At 73.0% G+C, this 24,823-nt stretch carries 20 protein-coding genes; 8 read left to right on the top strand and 12 right to left on the bottom strand.

The features are described from left to right. Nucleotides 1–330: 330 nt before the first annotated feature. From JGS22_RS12520 to JGS22_RS12510, 3 genes are all read right to left on the bottom strand, one after another. Nucleotides 331–1,587 carry a S8 family peptidase gene (locus tag JGS22_RS12520; protein ID WP_211042739.1) on the bottom strand — a complete coding sequence of 419 codons (1,257 nt, stop codon included), beginning with the start codon at nt 1,585–1,587 and terminating at the stop codon, nt 331–333. Nucleotides 1,588–1,845: 258 nt separating this feature from the next. After that, nucleotides 1,846–2,853 (bottom strand): helix-turn-helix domain-containing protein, encoded by a 1,008-nt coding sequence (locus JGS22_RS12515; protein ID WP_216814963.1) that lies wholly within the window; start codon nt 2,851–2,853, stop codon nt 1,846–1,848. Nucleotides 2,854–2,929: 76 nt separating this feature from the next. Further along, the gene (locus JGS22_RS12510) at nt 2,930–3,604 is read right to left on the bottom strand and encodes a GNAT family N-acetyltransferase (protein WP_216814962.1); all 675 of its coding nucleotides are present in this window, start codon (nt 3,602–3,604) and stop codon (nt 2,930–2,932) included. Between the two features lie 133 nt (nt 3,605–3,737). Between JGS22_RS12510 and JGS22_RS12505 the strand changes: the two genes are divergently transcribed. Further along, on the top strand, nt 3,738–4,889 hold the full coding sequence (locus JGS22_RS12505; protein ID WP_216815087.1) for a flavin-containing monooxygenase: 1,152 nt from the start codon (nt 3,738–3,740) through the stop codon (nt 4,887–4,889). 325 nt (nt 4,890–5,214) lie between these two features. Here JGS22_RS12505 and JGS22_RS12500 read toward each other — a convergent pair whose 3' ends face one another. Further along, nucleotides 5,215–6,240 (bottom strand): NAD(P)H-dependent oxidoreductase, encoded by a 1,026-nt coding sequence (locus JGS22_RS12500; protein WP_211042264.1) that lies wholly within the window; start codon nt 6,238–6,240, stop codon nt 5,215–5,217. 70 nt (nt 6,241–6,310) lie between these two features. Between JGS22_RS12500 and JGS22_RS12495 the strand changes: the two genes are divergently transcribed. Continuing rightward, nucleotides 6,311–7,357, top strand: coding sequence for a GlxA family transcriptional regulator (locus JGS22_RS12495; protein WP_211042263.1), 1,047 nt, complete (start codon nt 6,311–6,313; stop codon nt 7,355–7,357). A gap of 282 nt (nt 7,358–7,639) precedes the next feature. Here JGS22_RS12495 and JGS22_RS12490 read toward each other — a convergent pair whose 3' ends face one another. The 3 genes from JGS22_RS12490 to JGS22_RS12480 all read right to left on the bottom strand — a co-directional run bounded on the left by JGS22_RS12490 (nt 7,640) and on the right by JGS22_RS12480 (nt 10,463). After that, entirely contained in the window at nt 7,640–8,119 is a 480-nt protein-coding gene (locus tag JGS22_RS12490) for an ATP-binding protein (RefSeq protein WP_211042262.1), read from the bottom strand. Nucleotides 8,120–8,510: 391 nt separating this feature from the next. Further along, the gene (locus JGS22_RS12485; RefSeq protein ID WP_308405638.1) at nt 8,511–9,623 is read right to left on the bottom strand and encodes a M64 family metallopeptidase; all 1,113 of its coding nucleotides are present in this window, start codon (nt 9,621–9,623) and stop codon (nt 8,511–8,513) included. A gap of 465 nt (nt 9,624–10,088) precedes the next feature. Then, the gene (locus tag JGS22_RS12480; protein WP_211042261.1) at nt 10,089–10,463 is read right to left on the bottom strand and encodes an STAS domain-containing protein; all 375 of its coding nucleotides are present in this window, start codon (nt 10,461–10,463) and stop codon (nt 10,089–10,091) included. Between the two features lie 358 nt (nt 10,464–10,821). Between JGS22_RS12480 and JGS22_RS12475 the strand changes: the two genes are divergently transcribed. Continuing rightward, the gene (locus tag JGS22_RS12475; RefSeq protein WP_211042266.1) at nt 10,822–11,388 is read left to right on the top strand and encodes an RNA polymerase sigma factor; all 567 of its coding nucleotides are present in this window, start codon (nt 10,822–10,824) and stop codon (nt 11,386–11,388) included. Beyond that, on the top strand, nt 11,385–13,106 hold the full coding sequence (locus JGS22_RS12470) for a zf-HC2 domain-containing protein (RefSeq protein ID WP_308405637.1): 1,722 nt from the start codon (nt 11,385–11,387) through the stop codon (nt 13,104–13,106). Before JGS22_RS12475 ends, JGS22_RS12470 begins: the two co-directional genes overlap by 4 nt. A gap of 95 nt (nt 13,107–13,201) precedes the next feature. Here the strand turns inward: JGS22_RS12470 and purU are convergent, their stop codons facing one another. Next, entirely contained in the window at nt 13,202–14,128 is a 927-nt protein-coding gene (purU, locus tag JGS22_RS12465; RefSeq protein WP_211042260.1) for a formyltetrahydrofolate deformylase, read from the bottom strand. 202 nt (nt 14,129–14,330) lie between these two features. Continuing rightward, the gene (locus tag JGS22_RS12460; RefSeq protein WP_216815086.1) at nt 14,331–14,777 is read right to left on the bottom strand and encodes an SCO4402 family protein; all 447 of its coding nucleotides are present in this window, start codon (nt 14,775–14,777) and stop codon (nt 14,331–14,333) included. 173 nt (nt 14,778–14,950) lie between these two features. Here JGS22_RS12460 and JGS22_RS12455 point away from each other — a divergent pair, with 173 nt between their 5' ends. Further along, nucleotides 14,951–16,327, top strand: coding sequence for an ABC transporter substrate-binding protein (locus JGS22_RS12455; RefSeq protein ID WP_211043672.1), 1,377 nt, complete (start codon nt 14,951–14,953; stop codon nt 16,325–16,327). 336 nt (nt 16,328–16,663) lie between these two features. Here JGS22_RS12455 and JGS22_RS12450 read toward each other — a convergent pair whose 3' ends face one another. The 3 genes from JGS22_RS12450 to JGS22_RS12440 all read right to left on the bottom strand — a co-directional run bounded on the left by JGS22_RS12450 (nt 16,664) and on the right by JGS22_RS12440 (nt 20,629). Further along, nucleotides 16,664–18,283, bottom strand: a complete 1,620-nt coding sequence (locus tag JGS22_RS12450; RefSeq protein ID WP_216814961.1) for a hypothetical protein — start codon at nt 18,281–18,283, stop codon at nt 16,664–16,666. A 336-nt stretch (nt 18,284–18,619) separates the two neighbouring features. Then, nucleotides 18,620–19,033: a hypothetical protein gene (locus JGS22_RS26290; protein WP_236073131.1), complete on the bottom strand. Its 414-nt coding sequence runs from the start codon at nt 19,031–19,033 to the stop codon at nt 18,620–18,622. Nucleotides 19,034–19,240: 207 nt separating this feature from the next. Next, nucleotides 19,241–20,629, bottom strand: coding sequence for an NsdA family TPR-like regulatory protein (locus tag JGS22_RS12440; protein ID WP_211042646.1), 1,389 nt, complete (start codon nt 20,627–20,629; stop codon nt 19,241–19,243). A 385-nt stretch (nt 20,630–21,014) separates the two neighbouring features. On the opposite strand from JGS22_RS12440, the gene JGS22_RS12435 reads away from it, so the two are divergent. The 3 genes from JGS22_RS12435 to JGS22_RS12425 all read left to right on the top strand — a co-directional run bounded on the left by JGS22_RS12435 (nt 21,015) and on the right by JGS22_RS12425 (nt 24,752). Beyond that, on the top strand, nt 21,015–21,704 hold the full coding sequence (locus JGS22_RS12435; protein WP_211042647.1) for a bifunctional DNA primase/polymerase: 690 nt from the start codon (nt 21,015–21,017) through the stop codon (nt 21,702–21,704). Between the two features lie 409 nt (nt 21,705–22,113). Continuing rightward, a complete protein-coding gene (locus JGS22_RS12430; protein ID WP_211042648.1) occupies nt 22,114–23,010 on the top strand; it encodes an ABC transporter ATP-binding protein in 897 nt (298 codons plus the stop codon). Next, the gene (locus tag JGS22_RS12425) at nt 23,007–24,752 is read left to right on the top strand and encodes a transporter (protein ID WP_372454238.1); all 1,746 of its coding nucleotides are present in this window, start codon (nt 23,007–23,009) and stop codon (nt 24,750–24,752) included. Before JGS22_RS12430 ends, JGS22_RS12425 begins: the two co-directional genes overlap by 4 nt. Nucleotides 24,753–24,823 lie beyond the last annotated feature (71 nt).

The following is a 24,823-nucleotide window of genomic DNA, read 5'->3' as shown; positions in this document are numbered from 1 at the left end:
TCGGCCCGGCCGGCACATCTGCCCCGGCACCGGCGTTCCTCGCCGGTCGGTGCCCGCCCGAGCGAGGCTCGACTCCGGACGACACAGGCCGCGCGCGCCGATCGCTCCCGACGCCCCACGGGCCGCCGGACCACTGCGCCGAGCGCAGCTGCTCCCGGCGGCCCGGCGTCATGTGCCAACTCCCGCGGTGAGCGGCGCCGTTGGCGGAGAACGGACGGCGGGGCGCCCACGGCGGCGGGGCGGCGACAGGTGTCCGCGCGCACGAGCAGGGCGCGCCCGTCCGGCCCGTGGGCCTGGACGTGACGCGCCCGTACCTGCGCGGGGTGTGGCTCAGAAGCGGTTGTAGAGCAGCCTGTTGGGCGATCCGCTGCCCGGCTGCTTCACCTTGTCCTTGCTGACGGCGGCGAGCAGCGCCTCGGTCACCTCGGCGGGGGTGGCCTCGGGGTTGGCCGAGACGTAGAGCGCGGTCACCCCGGTGACGTGCGGCGCGGCCATGGAGGTGCCGTTCATCGTGGCGTTCGCGGTGTCCGAGGAGTGACCGGCGGACTGGACGCCGCTGCCGGGCGCGAAGAGGTCGACGCAGTCGCCGTAGTTGGAGAAGTCGCTGCGCTCGTCGTCCTTGGTGGTGGAGGCGACCGTGATCACGCTGGGCTCGCGGGCGGGCGACTGCTCGCACGCCTCGGTGCTCTTGTTGCCCGCCGAGACCGTGACGGTCACGCCGGACTCGACGAGCTTGCGGACCGCCTCGTCCTTGGCGTCGGTGGGGCTGCCGCCGATGCTGACGTTCGCCACCGCGGGCGCCTTGGCGTTCTTGGCGACCCAGTCGTAGCCGGCCAGGATGCCGTCCGTGGCACCGGAGTTCTCGCAGTTGAGCACCTTGACGCCGACGAGCTTGACCTTCTTGGCGACGCCGTAGGTCTTGCCGCCGACGGTGCCCGCGACATGGGTGCCGTGGCCGTGGCAGTCGGAGGCCTGCGTGTTGCCGTCCACGAAGTTGTAGCCGTAGCTGGCGCGGCCCTCGAACTCGTCGTGGCTGATGCGGATGCCCGAGTCGATGACGTACGCGGTGACGTCGGAGGCGTCGCCGTCGGCCTCGTAGGCGCCGTCGAGCGGGAGGTCGCGCTGGTCGATCCGGTCCAGACCCCAGACCGGCGCCGCTGTCGCGGAGGGGGTGTCGTCGCCGCGCTCGACGCGGTTGGGCTCCACGTACGCCACCGAGGGGTCGGCGGCCAGCTCGGCCGCGTCCTCCTCGGAGAGCTTCACGGAGAAGCCCTCGAGCGCCGCGGAGTAGGTGTGTGCCGCCGATGCGTCGTACGGGCCGAGGAGTTCCTTCGCCTCGGCCCGTACGACGGCTGCCCGGCTCTCGGCCCTGGCGGCGGGCCGAGCGGAACGGGCGGCAGAGCCCGGGTCCTTGAGGACCACTATGTACTCACCCTCGATGACCTCACCGCGGTCGGCTCCACGTATCTCCGCGGACGGGGCCGGGTCCGAGTCCGCGGCGCCTGCGACGCCGAGGGTCGTTCCCAGTACCGCGAGGACCGCGGCTCCCGCGCCCAGTACGAGTCGTATCGGACCTGGTCGCTTCATGGATGCCTTCCCGGAGGTTATGAAGGGCGTGGGGGGTGGCTCGCAGCCGGTTCTAGCGGAAGGCCCGTGCCGGATGAGGCACACTTGTGCCAGCGACACCAAGGTGCCCGTGTGCCGGGCATCTCCGTTCTCACTGCCGCAACACCGGTGTTACACAGGGCGGTTCGCCCGCTTTCGTCCCAGTGATCGCCGTCACGGTTCCGCACGGGCGCGAACGGGGTCGACTCGGGCAGCGGTAGGGCGTGCCGGGCAGGGCGGTCAGAGCCACCCGCGACGCTGCGCCTGCAGCGCCAGCTGGAACCGCGAGGCGGCCCCCGCCTGCGCCATCAGAAGCTCCATCCGACGGAAGAACGTGCGGCGGCTGACGCCGAGTTCGCGGATGATCTGGCTGTCCGGAACTCCCGCGACGAGCATCGCCAGGATCCGCCGCTCGGTCGGTCCGGGACGGGCGCCGGGAGCGGTCGTCACCACCACACCGGTCGCCTGGATCGGCAGCGCGCGCTCCCAGCACGCCTCGAAGAGGGCGCGCAGCGCGGTCAGCAGACCGCTGGGGCGCACCACCAGCAGGCTGCCGCTGATGTCGACGTCCGCGAGGGACAGCCCGAGGAAACCGATCCGGTCGTCGATGATGGTCAGTTTGACCGGCAGTTCGGGAAGCACTCTGGCCTGCTCGCCGGCGTCGATGCACGGCTGGATGTTGGTGGTGAGGTGGCCGGGGTGGGCCAGCGAGGCGCGGGCGTAGACGGCGCGGTGGGCGATGCCGCGGCGCAGCATCGCGATCTCGGTGTCGGCTCCCCGGGCGCTGTCCCAGAAGTAGGGGGGCGTGTCGAAGCGCAGCACCTCGTTGCGGGCTCCCGCGGTGGCCTCGCCGAGGCGCTTCTCGATGTCGGCCCCGGTGACCTCCTCGGCCACCACTCCCCCGCCGGGGGCCGGCACCCGGCGCCGCCAGCTCTCGTACGCGCCCGCGACCGCGGCGCTCGCCTCCTCCAGCCGCAGCGCGGCACGGCGGGTGAGCAGGTCGAGGGCGGCCCCCGGCGGCACGGGCAGCAGGGGCTGGTGCGGACCGTCGGGATTGTCCACCGCCAGGCCGAGTTCGATCAGGCGGTCGACGACCGGGCCGTCGGCCTCACCGAGGTTCAGCGGAGCGCCGGAGAGCAGCCGTCGGTAGAGGCCCACGGCGTCGGGGTCGACCCCCAGCGCGAGCAGATGACCCGCGAGCTCGGCGGTCGACCGGTCCTCGGCGGAGTTGTGCACGACTTGCCCCATGGCATGGCACTTTAGTGCCGCTGTCCGGCCGGTGTCATCGCCCGGTTCGCGGCCGATGCGGCGAACGGGACGCAGGTCACAGCGGGACGCCGGCGCATCCGGCCGGCGGTGCGTCGGTGGCGAGCCGGCCGTGCTGGTGAACATCGTGCCGGGTCGCCCCGTCGGTGGCGACCATCGCCTCGCGCGAGAGGCCCTCGCCGACGAAACCGGCACGCAGAGCCACCCGGCAGGAAGCCCCGTTGCCCGCCGCGTGCCCCAACTCGATGCGGTGCAGGCCCAGTTCGACGAAGGCCCAGTCGGCGACCCGGCACAGCGCACCGGTCGCCACACCCCGGCCGCGGGCCTCCGGCAACAGCCAGTACGCGATCCAGGCGGTGCGTGCGGTGCGGTTGATCGGCCCCAGAGCGATGCCGCCGAGCACACTTCCGGGCCCGGCGACGGACGGCGCGGCTCCGGGGGCAGACGGTTCCGAGGCGTCCGAGGCGGGCGGGGCCGAGGCGTCCGGGGCGGGCGGCTCGGTGACGGCCCAGTACACATGGGTGTGCTCCCGTCGGCCCCGTGCCGCCAGATCGAGGAAGCGCTGCACCCCTCGCTGGTCGGGTGTCGGTGCGGACGCGGTGTTCCAGCGCCGGTAGAGCGGATCGGCGAACGCACGGAGCAGCGCGGCACGTTCATCGGGGTCGTCGCGCCAGGGTCTCAACCGCCAGTGCCCGGCGCCGAGTTCACTGGGTTCGGGAAGTTCGCGCACCATGTTCCGAGTGAAACAGCGCGGGGCGCGGCGGGCGAACGAATTGTGCGCGGTGTGCGCGAGGCGGAGGGCGAACGACGGGAGCGCGGGCGGCCGAAGGCGCCGTACACCGCAAAGCTAAGCTCACGCCATGCCCATGACCGACCAGGACCGTCCCGTCCACATCATCGGCGCCGGCCCCGCCGGACTGGCGACCGCCGCGGCCCTGCAACGGCGCGGCGTACGCGTACTCGTACTGGACCGGGGCGAATCCGTCGGCGGCTCCTGGCGGGGGCAGTACGACCGGCTGCGCCTGGACACCCCCAGACGCGGCTCCGCGCTCCCCGGCCTCGCGATACCCCGGTCCGCCGGACGCTGGGTCGCCCGCGCGGACATGGTCCGCTACCTGGAGCGCTACGCCGAGGAACACGACCTGGAGATCGCCGCCGGGGTGGAGGTCAACAGCATCGAACGCGCCCCCGACGAGGGTTGGGTGCTGCACGCGAACGGCGGTCGGCAGCTCCCCGCCCCCGCCGTCGTCGTGGCCACCGGACTGTGCGGCGTCCCCCGGGTGCCCGACTGGCCGGGCCGCGACGGCTACACCGGCGAGCTGCTGCACTCCGCGCACTACCGCAGCCCGCGCCCGTACGAGGGCAAGGACGTGCTGGTTGTCGGCGCGGGGGCCTCGGGGGCGGAGACCGCCGTCGACCTGCACCGCGGCGGTGCCGCGCGGGTCCGGCTGGCGGTGCGCACCCCTCCGCACATCCTGCGCCGCAGCACGCTGGGCTGGTCCGCGCAGCGCACCGGTGCACTGGTCGGCCGGCTGCCCGCACGACTGGGCGACGGGCTGAGCGCGGGGATGGCCCGCGTCACGGTGCCCGACCTCAGCGGCCGGGGCCTGCGGCGGCCGGAGGCCGGCCTGGTCACCCGCGCACGGCAGGGCTCGCAGCCGATCCGCGACAGCGGTCTGGTGCGCGCGATACGCCGCGGCGAGGTCGAGCCCGTCGCCGCGCTGGAGTCCCTCGACGGCGACCGGGTACGACTGGCGGACGGCGCGGAGCTGACGCCCGACGCGGTGATAGCCGCCACCGGCTACACCCACGGTCTCGCCGAACTCCTCGGCGACCACGAGGCGTTGGACGCGGACGGCGGCCCCGCGGTCGGAGGCGGGACGCTCCGCGCCGCTCGTTCTGTCACCTCGGCGAAGCTTCCCGGCCTCTACTTCGCCGGCTACCGCCACCCGGTCTCCGGCGCCCTCCGCGAGATCGGCCGGGACGCGGACCGGATAGCCCGCGCCCTGTCCCGCTGACCACCGCTTCGACAGAACCACCGCCGCCGGGGCGCCGGGGCTCAACGTGCCGTGTCGGCAACGGTGTTGGTCTCCGGCCCGTTGCCCCGGCCCGGCAGCGGTGCGCCCCGACGAGGCTCGCGGGCACAAGCACCGGCCACAGCACCGGTCGCGGAGCGCGGGAGGCCAGGGGCCCTCTGTGCCAGGGACACGAGCCCGGCAGCGGGTCGAGCGGGCCCGGCGCCTCCCGGAGGGCGGCCACCTCGCGGTGGACCGGATCGACGCCGACTCCGTGTTCCGGCACCGGCGCCTCGTTCCGGGTGCACTTCAGGAGGCGCCGGGCGTCTCACCGAGCACCTACCGGCGCACCTTCCGTTCCTTCGACTGCGGCAGCCGCACCGACCCCGCCCACCTCCGAGGCCCCGCCGGACGCCGAGCCGCCGCCCTGCTCCGGCTCGCGGAGACCGGTGGGGCTGAGGATGCGGCGGTCGGCCGCTTCGGGGGCGAGGGAGGTGTCCGCGCGGGACGCGTCCGCATCGGCGTCGGTGCGGAGGGCGGCCGAGTCCGTGCGGTGGGCGGCCAAGTCCGTGCGGCCCGGGGCGAGTTCGGGGCGGAGCAGCATCTGCTCGTCGTAGTCGCCGTCGTTCTGGGCGCGGTACGGGATCGGTGTCGTCCCGGGAAGTTCGCGCAGCCGGGTGCGGAGCGCCCGCGCGTGGTCGGCGTACCCGCGTTCGTCGAGCCGGTCGGCACCGGGCACGAGGAACGGCGGGAGCGCCTCGATGCCCGCGTACCAGAAGGTGCCGTGCAGCAGCGGGTGGAGCACGTCCTCGAGGTGGCCGTGCACGCCCCGCCCCTCGAAGGCGGTCGCCCGTCCGCCGACGGTGGTGACGACCAGGGCGCGCCGGCCCGAGAGCGGCCCGCGCCCGTAGCGCATCACTCGGCCCTGCTCGTCCTCGATCCCGAAGGCGAAGCCCTGGACGAAGACGCGGTCGAACCAGCCCTTGAGGATCGCGGGCGGGCCGAACCACCACAGGGGGAACTGGAAGACCAGCACGTCGGCCCAGGCCACCTTCTCCTGTTCGGCCAGGATGTCCGCGCTCAGGGTGCGCTCGGCGTAGCCCCGCTCCTGCGCCTCCCCGACCCGCAGTCGCGGGGAGCCGTCACGGCCGGTGCCGTCCCCCGCGGTGCCGTCGCGGCCGGCCAGGTCGCCCTCGAAGTCGGAGCGGCCGACGACCGGGTTGAAGCCGATCGCGTAGAGGTCGGTGAGCCGGGTGCTGTGCCCGGCCGCTTCGAGTTCGGCAAGTCCCTCGTCGCGCAACGAGGCGTTGAGCGAGCGCTGCTCGGGGTGGGCGAAGATCCAGAGAATGTTCATGGCTCAAGGCTGCGACCGTGACGCCCGGCGAACGAGTGGCAAGAGTGCCAGCAAGTGAAAGAATCTGGCCATGACCTCCTCCGGCGACACACCCGAGGCCGCCACCTCCGCCGACCTCTTCCGGAACGACGGGCGCCACCGGGTCGCCGTGCTGGTGCGCGACGGCGTGATGCCGATGGAACTCGGCCTGGTGCACCAGCTGTTCCGGCAGGCGCGCACCGCCACGCGGGGCACACCGCTGTACGAAGTCGTGACCTGCACGCTCGAACCGGGGGAGGTGCGCACGGACGCCGACTTCCCGATCCTCGTGTCCGCGGGACCGCGGACCCTCGCGGAGGCGGACACCGTGATTCTCCCGGCCACCCACCTCCCGGACGCGACGGAGACCGAGGGGCGGCTGCCCGCGGCGCTCGCCTCGGCGCTGGCGCAGGTACGGCCCGGCACCCGGCTGGCCTCGATCTGCACCGGGGCCTACGTACTGGCCGCGGCCGGACTGCTCGACGGCCGGCGCGCCACCACCCACTGGCACGAGACGGAGCGCTTCCGGTCCCTCTTCCCCTCGGTCCGACTGGACCCGGAGGTGCTCTACGTGGACGAGGGGGACGTTCTGACCTCGGCGGGCGAGGCGTCCGGCATCGACCTCTGCCTGCACATGATCCGGTGCGACCACGGGGCGGGCGTCGCCGCGGAGGTCGCACGCCGCACCGTCGTACCGCCCCACCGGGAGGGCGGGCAGGCGCAGTTCATCCGCAGGCCGGTGGCGGAGCCGAGCGGGACCTCGACCGGCCGGGCCCGCGCATGGGCGCTGGCCCACCTCGGGGAGCCGATCACTCTGGGGGCGCTCGCCGCACAGGAGTCGATGAGCGTACGCACCTTCAACCGGCGCTTCCGCGAGGAGACCGGCCAGACGCCCATGCAGTGGCTCAACGGGCAACGAGTGGAACGGGCCCGGGAATTGCTGGAGTCGACCGAGTACACCGTGGACCGGGTGGCGGCCGAGTCAGGCCTGGGTACGGCGACCACGCTGCGGCAGCGACTCCAGGCGACGGTCGGCGTCTCGCCGCGGACGTACCGGGTGGCCTACCGGGGAGCGGCGCACGCACCCGACGAGCGGTAGGCGCGGGACAGCGGCGACGGCAACCGGCGCCGCAGCGCCGACCGGCCGAGACGCCGACGATCCCCCGGGGTGCGTGCGCGCACCGAAGCGCCCTTGCACGCCGGTACGGCCCGCCGCCCGGCTCCGGCGACCCGCTCCGCGCGCTCTCACCGAGAACTCGGCACCGGACCGCGACCCGCGCTCGCCGAGAACCTGCGCCCTCGGCGTCCCCTCGCCACGCATCGCTCCGTACGGACTGATCAGCCGCCCCCAGTCGTCAACACCACGACCGAACTTGACGACTTACGCACGAATCACCTGATTCTGCACGCCGCATCCGGACGGGAATCCACCGCGAACGGCCGCCTCCCCCAGCGAAGGAGCACGCGACTGGTCGAGCTCGCACCAGATCCGCTTGCCCTTCCCCTCGGCGTCCCAGCCCCAGCGATCGGCCAGTCCGTCCACCAGCTCCAGCCCGCGACCGCCGGTGTCCTCACCGTCGGCACAGCGGGGACTCGGCGCGACACTGCTGCCGTCGGCGACCTCCACCCGCACCGACGCCTGCTGCGCGGGACCGGGGAGCAGTATCCGCAGGACGGCCGGACAACCGGCGTGCACCACGGCGTTGGTGACGAGTTCGGAGATCAGCAGGATCAGCGTCTCGCCCAGCGGGCCGTCCGCGTTGATCCCGGCAGCGGCGAGCCGGGACCTCGCCCAGCGACGAGCACGGCCGACCTCCATCGGGTCGGTACCGATCTCCAGCTGCACCTGAAGCACCTGCACTGCTCACACCACCAAAACCGACGGGGCCACGGAGAGCAACCCCAGAGCACCACAGCGTGCTGGATGAATCGTTTTGCCGACAAGGGGTTCCGCTATATACCGGCGCAAAGGAGTACGCACACGGCACCGTGTGCGACTCCGGACGACGCGGCTCGAACGCCACCCTTCGGCTCGCGCGCACCGCAACACCTCTCGCATCCGAGCGAGCGTACCCGAGCCCCCACGGGCCCCGGAGAAGCGATCAGTCACGAGCGGGCAACGTCTCGGCAAGTGAGACGTGACCGCCGCCCAGAGCAGGGCAGCGGTCACGGATTGTCATAAGTCACCGGGATTGGACGCCTGTTGCCCGGAAGATCACCAGGACGTCGGCACCCTGAGTGACGGGTCGGTACTACTTGGTGTCGACCAGCTTCAGCAGCTCGGGGTCGCGGATCGACTTGCGGGCGGCCTCCGTCCGGCGGTCGGTGGCCAGAGGTGTCGCGTACCGGTAGAAGCCGGCGACCATGGCCTCGCGACCCGGCAGATTGAACTCCCGTCCCAGGGTGCGCATCATCGAGTTGTCGGTCGGCCGGTTGATCCCGTACGCGTTGTAGCTCGCACCCTCGTAGGTGCCGACCGTGCCGCCGTCGGGCGACTCCTCGCCGAGCCAGCGGTGCCACTTGGCCTGGCGCTGGGCCATCTCGTCGGCGCCGTACACGGAGGTGTTGATCGAGCCCGTCTCGTCGCCCTCGTAGCGGGACTCGTCGTACCAGTACTCGTCGGCGAGCAGGCCGAGCGAGTGCCCGGTCTCGTGGATGGCGATCTGGCCCGAGTCGTCGTGGCTGGAGGAGAGGGTGGCGACACCGTCGTAGCCGACCGGGGAGTTGACGCCGCTGTAGCCGGCGCCGCCGTACTTCTCGGAGTTGGAGACCACGATCACCAGGTCGGCAGCGGGGGCCTTCCCCGCGTAGGACTCGACCCTCGGGAGGTCGACGCAGAGCAGGCGCTCGGTGTCGTTGCAGAAGAAGTGCGAGCCGAGCGCGGTGTTCTTCTGCACGTCGGCGGTCGGGTCGCCGGAGACTCCGGAGTCGGTCGAGACCGCGTCCACGGCCCACACGTTGAAGAGCTCGGCGTGGGTGGTGTACGGCTCGATGTCCGTGACGTCCTTCCACTTCTCCTTGACATCGGTGTGGAAGTCGGGCAGCTCGGCCTCGGTGTAGCCGTCGCCGACGAAGACGATGTCGACGCGGTCGCCGACGTCGCCGTTCTTGATGATCTCGTGGACGTCTCCGTCCGCGGCGGTGTTCGCCCTGCCGTTCTTCAGCAGCGCCTGCGGGGCGCGGGAGGGGACGTCGGCGTGGCCGACGGGCCGCTCCTCGTCGAAGACCTCGACGCGGACGTCGGCGCCGCGGTCCTCGGAGCCGGCGTCCGCCTTCGGGCCGGGTCCGGCCTGCGCCGTCAGGGAGAGGGGTACGACGGCGGCCACTGCTATGCCGACGGCGGTCAGGAATCTGCCAGTTCGCACGATGGGTCCCTCCGTGGGGGGGGGGTCGAGGAGTGAGCCTCGAAGGTGGGCGAGTTCGGTGCGGGGATTGGGGTGATCTCTCGAACTGGCAGCTGAATCTAGGGACTTCGGACACACAAAGCGAGACCCTCCGACAGGGAGAGTCTCGCTTTGTGGAAACAGACGGCGCGCGATACCCGGACGGGCGGGGCGATTCCCGACCTTGAGGACAGCGGCGCGTTCGCAACTTGTGGACGCGACAGAGGGCGGAAACACGCGAAGCGGACAGCCGCCCCGTCAACTTCTCGACCGTGCCGATTCCCCGACGCGTCAACTCCCCGTCCGCGGCAGCCCCTGGCGGTCCGTGCGACCGGCGCAGGCCGGCCGCTCAGAACCCGTCCGGGATTGCTCCGAACCGCTCAGAACCAGCCAGAACCGACCGGACTCGACGGGACCGCTCGCACAGACCGACCCGGTCGCCCGGGCTCAGGCGGTGAGCGGGCGGGCGGCGTCGTCGGTCGCCGCGTCCAGATCCGGATAGCAGGCGAACAGTCGCCTCACTCCGAGCGCCGCCAGCACGCGGTTCACATGGGAGCCGTCGACCGCGCCCTTGGCGGGCAGGATCAGCCGCAGCCGCCCCGCACAGGAGTGCATGAGACGCCTGGCGGCGATCAGCACGCCCACCCCGCTGGAGTCGCAGAACAGCACTTCGGTGAGGTCGAGTACGACGTCGCGCTTCGCCTCGGCCACCGCGTCGTGCACATGCTGCTTGACGAGCGGCGAGGTCACGAGGTCCAGCTCGCCGGCCACCCGCAGCACGGTCCACTCCCCTCGCTTCTCCTCGATGACCTTGAGCGTCACTCGTCCCGCACCTTTCGGTCGTCTCTGCCGCCCCGACAGGAACAGCCCTTCCCCGCTTCGCCTGCCCTGCGGGCTTCGGCCGAAACGAACTGCCCTTCCCGAGCGTACGTGCAAGACGGCCCCTTTCTCCCCTTGTTCCGGTTGGCCCCGGTCACTGCTGGGTGAAATGTCACCCCGATCCCCCTCAACTCGCCAAAATCTTCACAAAGCACGGACAACACCAGGTCAACTCAGCGCAAGGTGACGACTTCAGCACGTTCCGCAGCGAATCAGGGGGCGCACATTGCCGTAAAGGGGCGTACGTTGTCATCCCCTCGCACTACATTCGATGTACGCAGAGGGCTGGGGGCGGATCACCATGGCGCACGACACACCACCTCGCTGGGACCGCAAGATGCAGCAGCGGTTGTCCCGGGGCGAGGCCGCCGCGCTGGGCGAGCTGTACGACCAGTTCGCCGTGCTCGTCCACGGAATGGCACATCGCGTGCTGGACGACGAGGAAGCGGCCGACCAGATCACCAGGGAGGTGTTCGCACGCGCGTGGGAGCACCCGGAGGACTTCGAGCCCCGCAAGGAGTCGCTGCGCTCCTGGATCGCCTCCCTCACCCGTCAACTCGCCGTTCAGCGGCTGCGGCAGCTGCACCAGGAGCGGAACGGGCCCGCCGAGCAGGTCGAGGAACAGGTGCAGGCCGCGTCCGCGGCGGCCCGCGCCGACTACATCGTGACCTCGATGCCGGCGTCCCTCCGGGCCGCTCTGGAGCTGGCGTACATTCACCGCAGGGACTATCGACAGACGGCCGCGCACCTCGGGGTCACCGAGGACGAGGCCAGGCGGCGGCTGCGGCTCGGCCTCCAGCTGCTGTCCACCGCATCGAAGGGCGCGCTGCCACAGCTCGGCCGCCCAGGACTCGGGAGTCAGCGGTGAACGACCCGCAGGAACCCGGCCGTTACCCGGGCGACGACGACCCGGAGCAGCCACCTCTCATCCCGCCGCCACGTGCCGCGGCGGACGACCGGCCGCCGCCCGCGCGCCCGCACGGCATCCCCTCGCCGCGCGGAGGTGACAGAAGTCACAGCGACCGCGGACGGGTTCGCGGGCCGCGCGGCCACGACGCCCTGTGGCGGGAGCGACCGGAGCCGCCCGAGGAGGCCCCCGGGGCACAGGAGCGGTGGAGCGCCTCGACGGACTCGGCCTCCGCGCGCCTCGACCGCCCGTACGACCGGACCTACGACCAGGCCTACGATCCGGCCGTCGAGGAGCCGCGAGAGCTTCCGCGCGAGTTCCCCCGGGAGCGCGGCGAGCGCGAGGACCGCCACGAGCGGGACGAGCGGCTGGAGCGCGGCGAACGCCACGAGCGCGGGACGGCACAGCAGGATCGCCACACCTGGTCGGACGCGGTGCCCGAGCACCCTCCTGAGCCCGGCGGCATTCCGCGCCCGTCCGGCTCGGCCGGCGGTGCCGTTGTCGGCTCTGCGGGCGGTACGGCTGCCGGTGATCCGGCGACGGTCGGGCGGCCCGCCGAGTGGGAGCACAGTGTGCTCAAGTCGCTGCTGGGCGCCTGGGCCCTGTCGGCGTGCTCCACCGAGGAGACCCAGGCCGTCGAGGCGCATCTGACCGATTGCGCGCCCTGCGCCGGGGAGGCGCTGAGGCTGCGCGACGCCGTGGCGCTGCTGCACCCCGAGGACAGTCTGGACCTCAACCCCCGGCTGCGCGGGCGGGTGTTGGAGGGCGCGTTGGACCGGCGTCCGGCGCGAATTCCGATACCCGCCTGGGCGGAGCCGTTCGACGCGGAGACCGCTCGGCTGGACGCCCTGCTCCGCGACATGGCCGACGACGAATGGCGCGCTCCGGTGCGGCTGCGCTGGTTCGAGGGATACCGGATGCGCGTGCGCACCGTGACCGTCGCCGAGGTGATCGGCCATCTGATGGCGGTGGACGGGCTCACCGCCGGCGCGCTCGGGATGGTCGACCCCCTGGTCGAAGCCGGGATCGCGGGCGAAGAGGGCCGTTCCGTCGGCAGGTTGGGCCCGTTGGGGCGCACCGAGGCGTACTGGCGCTCCTCCGTCACTCAGGGCGGGCCGCTGGTGCGCGGCCCCTGGCGGGAGCAGACCCATGCCCTCGTACGGGGCGCCTCGCTGGTCGACCGCTCGCTCGCGGGCCGGCCGGTGCAGGGGCTCGACCTGCCGCTGCGGGACGCCTTCCTGGACCGGGCCTTCGAGTGCTGGGTCCACGCGTGCGACATCGCCGAGGCCGTGGACTATCCGCACAAGCCGCCCGAGGGCGGCCATCTCCACCAGCTGGTCGAACTCGCCGCCAGAATGCTGCCGTTCGTGCTGGCCGACCGCCGGCGGGCCGGAATGGCGGCGCCGCCGAAGCGGTTCTCGGCGGCGGGCGCCCCGAACCGTACGCTGCATCTGGAGGTTGAAGGCAGCGGCGGCGGCGACTGGTTCATCCCGCTGGACTCCCCGGACGGCTCCGGCTCGGCCGACGGCGCGGTGGCCCATGTCGCCCTGGACGGCGTGGAGTTCTGTCAGCTGGTCGCCGGCCACGTCTCACCGCTCGACGCGGCGGCGGGCGCGGAGGGCGACCCGGAGGCGATCAGGGACGTGCTGTTCGCGACGGCCTCGATGTCCCGGCTCTGAGCGCGTTCCGGCGGGTGTCCGCCGGACGCGCGGACCCCGCGCGGCGCGGGCCGCGTCTTCCGTGGCGGCCCACGCGGCGCGGGCGAAGACGCGACTCAGGCGAAGACGACGGTGCGGTGGCCGTTGAGCAGGACGCGGTGCTCGCTGTGCCACTTGACCGCGCGCGCCAGCGCCTGGCACTCCACATCGCGGCCCACGGCGACCAGTTGTTCGGGCGTGACGTCGTGGGCGACCCGCTCGACCTCCTGCTCGATGATCGGGCCCTCGTCGAGCTGGGCGGTCACGTAGTGCGCGGTCGCGCCGATCAGCTTCACCCCCCGGGCGTGCGCCTGGTGGTAGGGCTTGGCGCCCTTGAAGCTCGGCAGGAAGGAGTGGTGAATGTTGATGATCCTGCCCTCCAGCTGCTTGCAGAGATCGTCGGAGATCACCTGCATGTACCGGGCCAGGACGACCAGTTCGACGTCCTCGGCGCGCACCAGCTCCAGCAGCCGGGCCTCCGCCTCCGCCTTGGTGTCGCGGGTCACCGGGAGGTGGTGGAACGGCACGTTGTAGGAGGCGGCCAGCTCGGCGAAGTCGGTGTGGTTGGAGACCACCGCGGCGATCTCCACCGGCAGTGCGCCGATCCGGGAGCGGAAGAGCAGGTCGTTCAGGCAGTGGCCGAACCGGCTCACCAGCAGCACGACCCGCATCCGGCGATCCGCCCGGTGCAGCTGCCAGTCCATCTGGAAGGAGTCCCCGATCGCCGCGAAGCTCGCCCGGAGCTTCTCCAGCGTCACCGGCTCCTCGGCGCTGAAGTGGACCCGCATGAAGAAGAGCCCGGTGTCGTGGTCGCCGAACTGCTGGCTGTCCTCGATGTTGCAGCCCGTCATCAGCAGATAGCTGGCCACCGCGTGCACGATGCCCTTCCTGTCCGGACAGGAGAGGGTGAGGACGTACTGGTCGGTGTGCTCGGCCTGTCCGAGCTGGTCGGCGGGGGTGGGCGGCGCAGGGCGGGGCGCCGGTCCGAACTCCGGGTTGCTCATTCCCACAGAGTCCCACAACTGCCCATTGCGGACGGACGGCGTCCGGGGAGCGAGCGAGTCGGACAGCACGTACGGCGGCGGACGGCGCGCACTGCGGGCGCACACCACCGGCGCGCCCGTCGCGAGCGCGTCGCCCGCGCCCGCTCCGGCGTACAGGACGCCCGCCGAGCCGCTCCGGGATCCGGCGCGCGCCCCGGCGGAGTCAGACCGCGCGGAGCATGGCCGCCAGCACCTCCAGGGTGCGCGGCGGCTCGTCCGGGTCTTCCCCGTCGTTGCCCGCGAGCAGCACGTGCGCCTCGCGGGACGCCTGCACCGCCTCGGGCCAGTTCGGGTGCTGGAGGTACGTGAGAGCGGGGGCGTCGGCGCCGACCTGGTGCACGATGCGCAGCACCCGGAGCACCGCGCTGTCCACCAGGGCGGCTTCCTGGGCGTCCCGGAACACCGTCCCCACGTATTTGTCGGCGGACCAGTTGTCCAGCCAGGTGTCCTCGACCAGGCGATAGACGGCGTCCGTCACATCGCCGTAGGCGGGACTTCCGGACATCCAGTTCTCACGCTGGAAGGCGGAATCGGAAAGCATGTGCAGCGCTGACCGCACGTTGGTGCGCCAGCGCCACCAGGGCACGTCTTGGACCGGCATGCCGACCATGGTGGGGGAACGACGGCCGCGACGGGAAGGCTTCTCCTGAGCTCGCACGATTGTCGATCGTACGTTCCGCCCTCAAGCGGGACATCCCCGGCCCCCACCGTTCACTCCGCACTCACCGGCCGTTCGCCGTTCGTCACTTGCTCGTTCCGGGCATTCCGGCAGCGTGGCTGTACATGACCGCACGGCGCCAGCCACGCCCCCGTACCGCTCCCCGACGCCTGTTCCACAAGGGCCGCACGGACTCCGCACACGGAGCCGCCTCCGGATCGTCCCGGCCGGGCGCAGCTCTGGCCGCCGTGCTTGGTCTCGCGCTGCTCGCCACGGGCTGCGGCGTCCTCCCCGGCGAGGAGGAGGACGGGCCCATCACCGTGATGACATGGGCGCCGGTGAAGACCGGGGCGACCAACATGCCGGGCGTCACCGCACTCGCCAAGGCGTACGCCCGCTGGGTCAACGCCGAGGGCGGCGTCAACGGCCGCGAACTGCGGGTGATCACCTGCAACGAGGGCAACACCGGGGTGCGCGCCGCCCAGTGCGCACGCCGCGCGAAGGAGGAGGGCGTGGTCGCCGTCGTCGGCTCCTACAGCCAGCACGGCCAGTCGTTCATGCCGCATCTGGAGAGCGTCGGCATCCCCTACCTCGGCGGGTACGGCTTCACCGAGGAGGAGTTCAGAAGCCCGCTCTCCTACCCGGTCAACGGCGGCCAGCCGGCGCTGCTGGCGGGCAGCGGGAGCCAGTTGGCCGGCTCCTGCGAACAGGTCGCGCTGGTGCGGCCGGACACCACCGCGGGCGACGAACTCCCCGAACTCTTCAACGCCGGTCTCGCCGGCGGCGATCGCGAACCCGCCGCCGACATACTCGCCCCCGAGGACTCGGCCGACTACACCGGCGAGGCCGAACGCGCCCTGTCCGGCGCCGGCGCCCGGAAGGTGCCGGGAGGCGCAGCCGCCGGCTCGGTACCGCCTCGCGCCGAGGGCTCCTGCGTCACCGCGGCGCTCGGCGGCCGGACCGGCACCTTCCTCGACTCCTTCAACCGGCTGCACAGGGACCACGAGAGGGTGCTGCTCGGCTCGGTCGCGGGCAGCGTCCAACAGGCACTGGTCAACCGGACCGGCGGTAGCGGGAGTCCGCTGGAGGGCTCCTACGTCACCAGCTGGTACCCGGCAGGCGGCGACCCCGTCTGGGAGCGGATGAAGGATGTGGTGCGCGAGCACGCCTTCGGCGACAACCGCATCGACACCTACGACCCGGGCGTCCAGACGACCTGGGTCGCGTACACGGTGCTGCGCCGCGTGGTCGAGTCGATCGAGGGCGAGGTGACCCGGCACACCGTCCAGCAGCGGCTGGACTCTGGTGCCCCGGTGTCCACCGGCGGCATCACGCCGCCGCTGGCCTGGCGCTACGACGATCTGCTGGGCGCCCGTTCGTACCCGCGGCTGGTCAACTCCAAGGTCAGCCTCCAGCGGGTGGAGGGCGGTGTGCTGGTCGCCTCCGGGCGGGCGGAACTGGACGTGGCACCGATCCTGGAACGGGCGGGCCGCCGCAACTGAGCTGCGGAGCAGCAGGCCCGCGGAAGCCGTCCTACAGAGCAGCCGGCCCACGACGGTGCAGCCGGCCGGCTGTCCGACCGGCCGGCTGCGCAACTGACCTGTGGGGCGCCCGAGTCGGAGCCTCCGCGGCTTCCGCCCGGGCTCGGCCCGCTCCCGCTCGGCTCCGGCTTCTGCCACGACTCCGGCCCCGTCGCAGCGGGTCGGCCCGGCTCGACAACTCGTTCCCGTCGAGTCGCCCCGTCGGGTCGCCCCCGTCGAGTCGCCCCGTCGGGTCGGCGCGGTCGGTCGCGCGGTCGCGGTCGGTCGGCACGGTCGGGGTCGGCCGGGCGGGGCGGGTCAGAGCTGGGTGGGCTGGCGCTCGGGCAGCTTGTGGGCGCGGGCCGTCGGGTTCCACAGCTTGGCAGCTTCCACCTTGGCCTTGGTGGCGGTCCCGCTCTCGCGGTTGCCGCGAGCCAGGTGCGGGGTGTGACGCGCCTTCCCGTCCTTGCAGAACTGCGGACGCCTGACCTCGTTCGCCCAGGACGCGTAGTGCTTGTCCGCCGACTCCGAGGCCCGCCACGCCTTGCGCAACTGGTCCGTCAGAGCCTGGTGCTGCGGGACCTTGTCGAGGGTCAGCTTGTCGAGGCGGACGACGAGGCTGTTGCGCTGCGCCGCCGCGTCCTTGAGGTCGGCCGCGGCCTCGGGCAGCTTCTCGCACTTCTTGATGTTCTCCACGGAACGGATCACCGCGTCCCGGCTGTTGTTGCTGTCGGCAAGCAGCTTGTCCAGCTCCTTGGCCTGCGCCTCGGCCGGATCCGGCTTCTCCTCCGACGGCTCGGGGCTCGGCTCCGGGTCCTTGTCCTCGTCTGCCTGGGAGGAGGAGCCCGCCTTGTCCTCCTTGCCGTCGTCGTCGCCCCCGCCGAGGGCGGCACCCCCGAGCAGGCCCGCGGCCACCAGCAGCGCGAGGCCGCCCGCGCCGATCAGCAGCGGACGACGACGACCGCCGCCCGAACCGCCGCCGTGGCCGCCGGAACCGCCGTGTCCGCCGTTCTGCCCGCCCGAGGCACCGGCACGCCGGCTGCGCGGCGTGGGCTCCGGTGCGCCGAGAGTGTCCTTGCGGGGTGCCGTCGAGGCCGACTGGGAGGCGACGGCGTTCTCGAACACGGGCAGCGGCTGGGTCCCGCTGTCGGGCAACCGACCCGCGCGCCCGGCCGGCCGATCGCCGTTGTCGGGGCGGAAGAGCATCTCGAACTCGGCGGGCGGCTGCCGGTCCCCGGGCGCTCCCGGGCGGATGCCGTACGGAGCGCGGCCCGGCGCCTCGGGCACCGGCCGGTCGGACGCGTTCTGCGCACTCCGCTTCTGCGGCTCGTGGCCGTGCGGGCCGTGCGGCGCGGATCCGGGCTGCTGCGGGCCGGAGGGGCCGTCGGCGTAGGGCGGGATGACCTGGGTGGCGTCCAACGCCTCCCCCGACTGCGGCGGGATGAACTGCGTCGCGTCCATCTCCTGGGCCTGCTGCGCCGGTATGTACTGGGTGGCGTCCATCCCCTCGTGCGGCTGCTGCGGCAGGTGCGCGGCGCTGTCGCTCTGCGGCGGCAGGAACTGCGTCGAGTCGGCGTCGCCGCCCGGCGCCGCCGGATGCCAGGACCCGGACGGCGAACCGCCGGAGGTCCGGTCCGCGGCGTACGGCCCGGGACTGTACGGCTCGGGGCTGTACGGGTCCGCGGCGTGCGGCTCGGGGGTGTACGGGTCCGCGGCGTGCGCGGGAGTGGACTCCGGGAGCGGGCCCGGGAGTTGGGCCTGCTGCGCCGGTATGTACTGGGTGGCGTCCATCCCCTCGTGCGGCTGCTGCGGCAGGTGCGCGGCGCTGTCGCTCTGCGGCGGCAGGAACTGCGTCGAGTCGGCGTCGCCGCCCGGCGCCGCCCGTGCCGCCCCCCGCGTCCGTACCGCTGCCGCCCGCAGGCCCGCCCGCGGCCTCACCCGCCGGGCCGCACGCCGGAGCGCCGATGCCGCCTGCGGCGCCGCCGATCGCGCCCCCGGCCGTGCCGCCCGTCGCCGCGCAGCCGTTGCCCCCCTCCGCGCGGCCCGGGCCGATGCCGGGCGCTCCGGAGCTGCACGCCCCGCCCTCGGCGTACCAGCAGCAGGCCCAACTCCCGGGCCCGCTCCCGGAGTCCACTCCCGCGCACGCCCCCGGCCCGTACACCCCCGAGCCGCACGCCGCGGACCGGACCTCCGGCGGTTCGCCGTCCGGGTCCTGGCATCCGGCGGCGCCGGGTACGGCTACCCGCCGGTCGACGACGGTACGAGCGGTTACGGCTATCCGGGGGCCGGTGCGGACGCACCGGCCCCCGGATAGCCGTAACCGCTCGTACCGTCGTCGACCGGCGGGTAGCCGTACCCGGGCTGCGGCGGGGACTGCGGGTAGCCGTACCCGGGCTGCGGGGCGGACTGCGGGTAGCCGTACCCGGCGCCGCCCGTGCCGCCGTCGTGCGACGGATACCCGTACCCGGTGCCGCCGTCGTGCGACGGATACCCGTATCCGGAGCCGGCGTTCGCGTCCTGGCCCGCCGCGGGCGCGGACTCCGGACCCCAAGGGGTGCCCCAGGGGGTGCCCGCAGCAGGAGCCTGGTCGGCCATCCGGTCGCGGTCCTCACCGGTGGGCCGGTCACCGCCGGAGGGGAGCACCACGCCCTCACGCGGGGCGTCGCCCTGTCCGTACTGCGCTGTCACCGGAACTCCTTGCAACTGGGGCGTGGCTGGGCCTGTGTCGGGCTGCCTCGGCCCGCGAAACCGTCGGTTCACGCTACCGGTTCATTCGCACACCAGACCACGCCGTCCCCCGGACGAAACCGCATGTCCGGGACACCGACCCCCATCCCCGCTGGTCGCACCCATACCGGCGTACCGCCCTCCGTTCTGCTCGCCCCGACCGGTGCCTCAACTCACGGTCAACCCCTGGAGACGGGCGGTGAAGTCCCGCACTTCCCGCTCCCTGCCGTGGGGTACCAACCGGCTGCGGAAGGTGTCCAGATACTGCTGCCCGAGCGTCGAGCGCAGCCCGCCCAGAAGCTTGACCGCGGCCGTCGCGGTCCCGCAGGCATGCCCCAACTCCCCCAGTTGCAGCCTGGCCTGGGCCAGCAGCAGGAGGTCGATCGCCCGTCGCCTGGTGCGGTCGGCGGGCAGTGCGGCCAGCGCCTCCTCGGCCCGGCGGATCGCGGGCAGCGTCTGTCCGAGATCGCGGTGGCAGTGGGCGAGTTCGTCGGCGAGGTAGGCGTGGTCGAAGTGGGCGATCCAGCGGGGCTCGTCCACCCCGGCCGGGGCGCTGCCGGCACGGTCCATGGCCGTCAGGGCCCGGCCGGCGGCAAGTTGGCAGGCGTGGGCGTCGCCGACCGCCGCGTGGCCGCGCGCCTCGGCGGCGTGGAACATCGCGGACGTACGCGGCGAGACCAGTCCTCTGGTGCCCTCCTGGGCCGCGCGGGCGAGCTGGCTGATCTCCCGCGGACTGCCCAGTTCGCACGCCAGATGACTCATTCCGGCCAGCACGTAGCCGCCGTACGGCCGGTCGTCGGCGGCCTGCGCCAGCCGCAGCGCCTGGATGTAGTAGCGCTGGGCCAGGCCGGGTTCTCCGCTGTCGACGGCCATGTACCCGGCCAGTTCGGTCAGTCGGGCGGCGGCGGCGAACAGCCGCCGGCCGATGGACTCGCGATAGGTGCCGGCCAGGAGTTCGGACACCACGCTGTCCAGGTAGTGCACGACCGCCGGACGCAGATTGCCGCTGCCGAACCGGTGGTCGAGTTCGGCGAACGCCTCGGTGGTCGCCTCGATCGCCAGTACGTCGGCCAGGCCCACCCGACCGGCGGCCCCGCTGTGCGCGACGCGCTGGTCCGGAATGCCGATCAGCCAGTCCCGGCTGGGCTCCACCAGGGCCGAGGCGGCCACGGAGCGACTGCCGAGCGACTCCCGCCCGCCCACATCGCCGCGCCACAGCTCGCGGGCCGCCTCGACGGCCGCGGGCAGGCTGCCGGCGAAGTGGAGACCGGCGCTGCCCGCACCGCTGTCGCGCGACATGCCGATGTCGTCGAGCCCGACCGTACGGCCGAGCTTGCGGCCCAGCGCCTCGGCGATGGCCTCGGGTGCCCTGCCGCGCGGCTGCTGACCGCGCAGCCAACGCGCCACGGAGGTCTTGTCGTACCGCAGATCGATCCCGTGCTCGGCGCCCACCAGATTGACGCGGCGTGCGAGTCCCGCGTGCGAGCAGGACGCCTCGCGGATCAGCCCGGCGAGCTGTTCGTTGGGCTGTCTGGCGACAAGAGGTCGTGCGGCCATCGGCGGCTCCCCTTAGAAAAGCGGTCTGGTACGACTCGTGCTCGAGACGACCGGGTTGTCCCGGCGGTCCGGGTGAAGGTGGTGGTCGTGGTGGTCGTGGTCGCGTCCGGGGCCCCGAGGCGTCCGCCCGGTCGAGGCGGTACACGGATCGAAGCATCAGTTCCCCGCGAAAACGGCGTGAATGCGGGAAACAGCTCTAACCGCTCGAAGCATGACAACGACCGAACAACCGCCCGAGGACACTTACTCCCAAGTACCCCCGCTCGCGGGCCGACCGGCTCGCACGAGTACCACCGGCCGTGCTCCGATGCGCCCTCGGGGAGCAACCGCGCGCCGTGAGTGTCCGGCCCCGTAACCCTTCCCCCGCAACGGAGTTGTGACATGCGTGGAAGAGACCATCGCAGCTGACAGGGCCGCCTCGCCGGCAGCGCCCACCCGCCGTATCCCCGCACAGCGTGACCGCGGAATCCTCGAACACGCGGTGCAGTACGCGAAGGAACGTGCCTGGGACGTCTTCCCCGGCACCTGGCTGGAGACCGTCGACGGTGTGCCCCGGTGCAGCTGTGGCACGGCGCGCTGCGATGCGCCGGGCGCGCACCCCCGGGACGGGGGGTGGGCCGAGCAGGCCACTGGAAGCGCCTCCGCAGCCCGTCGCCTGTGGGAACGCAGGCCGCTCGCCTCGGTGTTGATGCCCACCGGCCGCGCGTTCGACGCGATCGACGTGCCGGAGATCGCCGGTTGCCTCGCCCTGGCCAGGATGGAGCGGATGGGGCTGGACGTCGGACCGGTCACCTGCACCCCGTACGGCCGGATGCTCTTCCTGGTGCTGCCGGGCGCCGCCGCCACCGTGCCCGATCTGGTGCGCCGCCAGGGCTGGTCGCCGGGCGCCATCGACCTGGTGACGCACGGCGAGGGCCACTGGGTCGCAGCCCCGCCGACCCGGATGCGCCGGGGCCTGGTCCAGTGGGTGCGGCAGCCCAACGCCGCCAACCGCTGGCTGCCGAACGCGGAGGAGGTCATCGCCCAACTCGCGTACGCCTGCGGGCAGGAGGCCGCCGCCGCCCGCGCCGGCTGAGCGCCCGGAGCCGCGCGGTAGGGCTGCTGCTCCCGTACGCCGGGGTCACCCCGGCGGCTGCTGCTCCCGCCGCCCCGTGTCCGGCTTCTCGCGCTCGCGCCCCGACTCTCCGCGCCCGGCGCCTTGCGCCCCACGACCCGGTCCTCGTCCCGCTCGCCTTCGCCTTCGCCTTCGCGTTCCCGGCCCGGCTCGCTTTCGCTTCGCGCGTGCTCCCGCTCACACTCCCGCTTCGCCCCGCGCGGGGCGAAGCGGGACGGAGGGGACGGGCTGCTCACGAGTGGCGAGCCGCCCGTCCCGAGGGCTTGCCGGCGACATCCGCGAGGGCCGTAGGGTGGCCGGGAGAACGGGGGTTCTGCCGCGGCGTCGCAGCCGCGTCCCGGGCCCCGCGGTACGTACGCGAGGGGGCCACGTGTCCAGCCAGCCGGTAGAACCCGACGTCCACACACCGGCCGGGGGCGCCGCGGCGGTCCGGATCGAGGGCCTGTGGAAGCGATTCGGCGAACACGTCGCCGTCGCGGGCGTCGACCTCGAACTTCCCGCAGGCCGCTTCGTCGGGCTGGTCGGACCAAACGGCGCGGGCAAGACCACCACGCTCTCGATGGTCACCGGCCTGCTGCGGCCGGACTCGGGCACGGTGCGGATCTCCGGGCACGATGTGTGGGCCGACCCCGTATCGGTGAAGGCCCGCATCGGCGTACTGCCCGAGGGGCTGCGCCTCTTCGAGCGGCTCTCGGGCCGTGAACTGCTCCTGTACACCGGCCAGTTGCGCGGACTCTCCAAGGCCGAGACGGAGCGCAGGGCCGGTCAGCTGCTGGACGTGCTCGATCTGTCCGCCTCCCAGCACAAGCTGGTCGTGGACTACTCGACCGGTATGCGGAAGAAGATCGGTCTGGCCGCAGCTCTGCTCCACAATCCGGAAGTCCTCTTCCTCGACGAGCCGTTCGAAGGCGTCGACCCGGTCTCCGCCCAGACCATCCGGGGCGTTCTGGAGCGCTACACGGGCTCGGGCGCGACGGTCGTCTTCTCCAGCCATGTCATGGAGCTGGTGGAGTCGCTCTGCGACTGGGTCGCGGTGATGGCCGCCGGCCGTATCCGCGCGCAGGGCCCGGTCAGCGAGGTGCGCGGCGAGGCGTCGTCGCTCCAGGAGGCCTTCCTGGAGCTGGTCGGCGCCGGCGAACGCGGCAGCGGCCACGAACTGGACTGGCTCGGCGGCACGGCGGACGTCGCCACAGCGGCCCCGGCCGCCGCAGCCACTCCCGACCCCACCGGCCCCAACCCGGCTGCCGCGGACGGCGGTTCGCGATGAAGCCGGCCGCAGACCGGGAGAGCACCGACCCGACCGCGACGGGCGCCGCCCCGGCCGACGGGACGCCCGCCCCCTCCGCTCCGGAAACCCCTGCCGGCCCGCAGTCCCCCTCCGTGGCAGCGCCCGCGCCCGCGGGAGCACGGGCCGTGCCCTCCGGCCCCGCTGTCACCGGCACGATGGTGCGGCTGAAGTGGTCGCTGCTGGCCAACGGCCTTCAGCAGTCGGCCGGTCGGACCGCGGCCTTCGTCACCGCGGCCGTACTGGCGGTGGTCGTCGGCGGGCTGCTGCTGCTCGGCCTGCTCGCCATGCGGGGGCGGGTCAACGCAGACGCGCTCGCTGTCTTCCTCACCGCGACCACGGCGCTGGGCTGGGCGGTGCTGCCGCTCTTCGCCGGTGGCGGGGACGAGACCCTCGACCCCGGTCGCATGGCCATGCTGCCGCTGCGACCGCGACCACTGCTGGCAGCGCTGACAGCGTCCTCGTTGATCGGTGTGGGCCCGCTCTTCACCCTGCTGCTGGCGCTCGGCTGCACGCTGGCCCTCGCGCACGGAGCGGCAGGGGCGCTCGTCGGTGTGCTGGCCGTACCGCTCGTACTGCTGACCTGTGTGGCGCTGGCCAGAGCAGTGGCCACGGCCAACAGCCGGATGCTCGCCAGCCGCAAGGGCAAGGACCTCGCGCTGCTCAGCGGGTTGATGATCGCCTTCGGCATGCAGGCCGTGAACCTCGGGCTCCAGCAGATCGGCGACCAGGGCGGGCTCGGCGCGCTGCGCCCCTACTCCGACGTCCTGCGGTGGCTGCCGCCCGCCTCGGCGGTCGAAGCCGTACGCGCCGCCGGCGCCGGGGAGTACGCCCTCGCGGCTCTCGGACTGGCGACCACGGCGCTCGCGCTCCTCGCCCTGCTCTGGTGGTGGCTGCGCAGCCTGACGCGGCTGATGGTCGACCCCGACTCCTCCACCATCCAGCCCGCGCAGGACAAGACCCGCAAGCCGTCCGGCGACTCGGCCCAGCGCGGCCTCGGCCGGCTGCTCCCCGAGGGGCGCACCGCCGTGGTGATCGAGCGGACCCTGCGCTACGCCTGGCGGGACCCCAAGACCAAGACGGCGTGGGCGACCTCCATCGGCCTCGGTCTGCTGATGCCGTTCATCACTTCGGGCAGTGTCTACAGCGCCTGTTGGGTCGCCGGCATGATGGGCCTGCTGATGTACAACCAGTTCGGCCAGGACACCTCCGCGTTCTGGATGGTCGCCGCGACGATCTCCGACCGCCGCGACGCCTATGTGGAGCTGCGCGCACGGTCGTTGGCCATCGCGCTGATCACAGTCCCGTTCACCGTCGTGGTGGTCGTGGTGTCCGCCGCGAGGTTGGACGACTGGGGGCGTCTCGCGCCCGCGCTCGGTATCGCGCTCGCGGTCGCCGGTGTGCTCGTGGGGCTCGGCGCGGTCTCCTCCGCGTACCACCCGTACTCGATTCCGCAGGACAGCGGCTATCGCAACGTGGCACCGGGACAGGGCGCGCTCGCGTACCTCAGCTTCCTCCTGGGCGCGGTCGTCGGCGCGCTGCTGTGCCTGCCGCTCATCGTCCTGCTCGCCGTGCTGAGCGACGGTGGCGCGGCAGCGACCTGGGTACTGCTGCCGCTGGGCGTCGTGTACGGCACTGCGGTCGCCTACGGCGGACTGCGAGTGGCGGCGGCACGGACCGCCGACCGGCTTCCGGAGATCCTCAGCGCCGTCAGCAAGGGCTGACCCGGGCGCCGGTACCGGCGCCGGTACGGGTACGGGTGCCTGAACGGGTACGGCCCGCGGGCTTCGGGGAG

The sequence above is a fragment of the Streptomyces tardus genome (assembly GCF_018101125.2).
Classification (GTDB): domain Bacteria; phylum Actinomycetota; class Actinomycetes; order Streptomycetales; family Streptomycetaceae; genus Streptomyces; species Streptomyces tardus.
The sequence above is the reverse complement of the archived record's forward strand: the minus strand, read 5'-3'. Positions and strand labels throughout refer to the sequence as shown.

What these genes read in the sequence shown, in the direction of transcription:
- JGS22_RS12520 (WP_211042739.1), bottom strand. Translation starts at nt 1,587, where the DNA reads ATGAAGCGACCAGGTCCGATACGACTCGTACTGGGCGCGGGAGCCGCG.
- JGS22_RS12515 (WP_216814963.1), bottom strand. Translation starts at nt 2,853, where the DNA reads ATGGGGCAAGTCGTGCACAACTCCGCCGAGGACCGGTCGACCGCCGAG.
- JGS22_RS12510 (WP_216814962.1), bottom strand. Translation starts at nt 3,604, where the DNA reads ATGGTGCGCGAACTTCCCGAACCCAGTGAACTCGGCGCCGGGCACTGG.
- JGS22_RS12505 (WP_216815087.1), top strand. Translation starts at nt 3,738, where the DNA reads ATGACCGACCAGGACCGTCCCGTCCACATCATCGGCGCCGGCCCCGCC.
- JGS22_RS12500 (WP_211042264.1), bottom strand. Translation starts at nt 6,240, where the DNA reads ATGAACATTCTCTGGATCTTCGCCCACCCCGAGCAGCGCTCGCTCAAC.
- JGS22_RS12495 (WP_211042263.1), top strand. Translation starts at nt 6,311, where the DNA reads ATGACCTCCTCCGGCGACACACCCGAGGCCGCCACCTCCGCCGACCTC.
- JGS22_RS12475 (WP_211042266.1), top strand. Translation starts at nt 10,822, where the DNA reads ATGGCGCACGACACACCACCTCGCTGGGACCGCAAGATGCAGCAGCGG.
- purU (WP_211042260.1), bottom strand. Translation starts at nt 14,128, where the DNA reads ATGAGCAACCCGGAGTTCGGACCGGCGCCCCGCCCTGCGCCGCCCACC.
- JGS22_RS12460 (WP_216815086.1), bottom strand. Translation starts at nt 14,777, where the DNA reads ATGGTCGGCATGCCGGTCCAAGACGTGCCCTGGTGGCGCTGGCGCACC.
- JGS22_RS12455 (WP_211043672.1), top strand. Translation starts at nt 14,951, where the DNA reads ATGACCGCACGGCGCCAGCCACGCCCCCGTACCGCTCCCCGACGCCTG.
- JGS22_RS12440 (WP_211042646.1), bottom strand. Translation starts at nt 20,629, where the DNA reads ATGGCCGCACGACCTCTTGTCGCCAGACAGCCCAACGAACAGCTCGCC.
- JGS22_RS12425 (WP_372454238.1), top strand. Translation starts at nt 23,007, where the DNA reads ATGAAGCCGGCCGCAGACCGGGAGAGCACCGACCCGACCGCGACGGGC.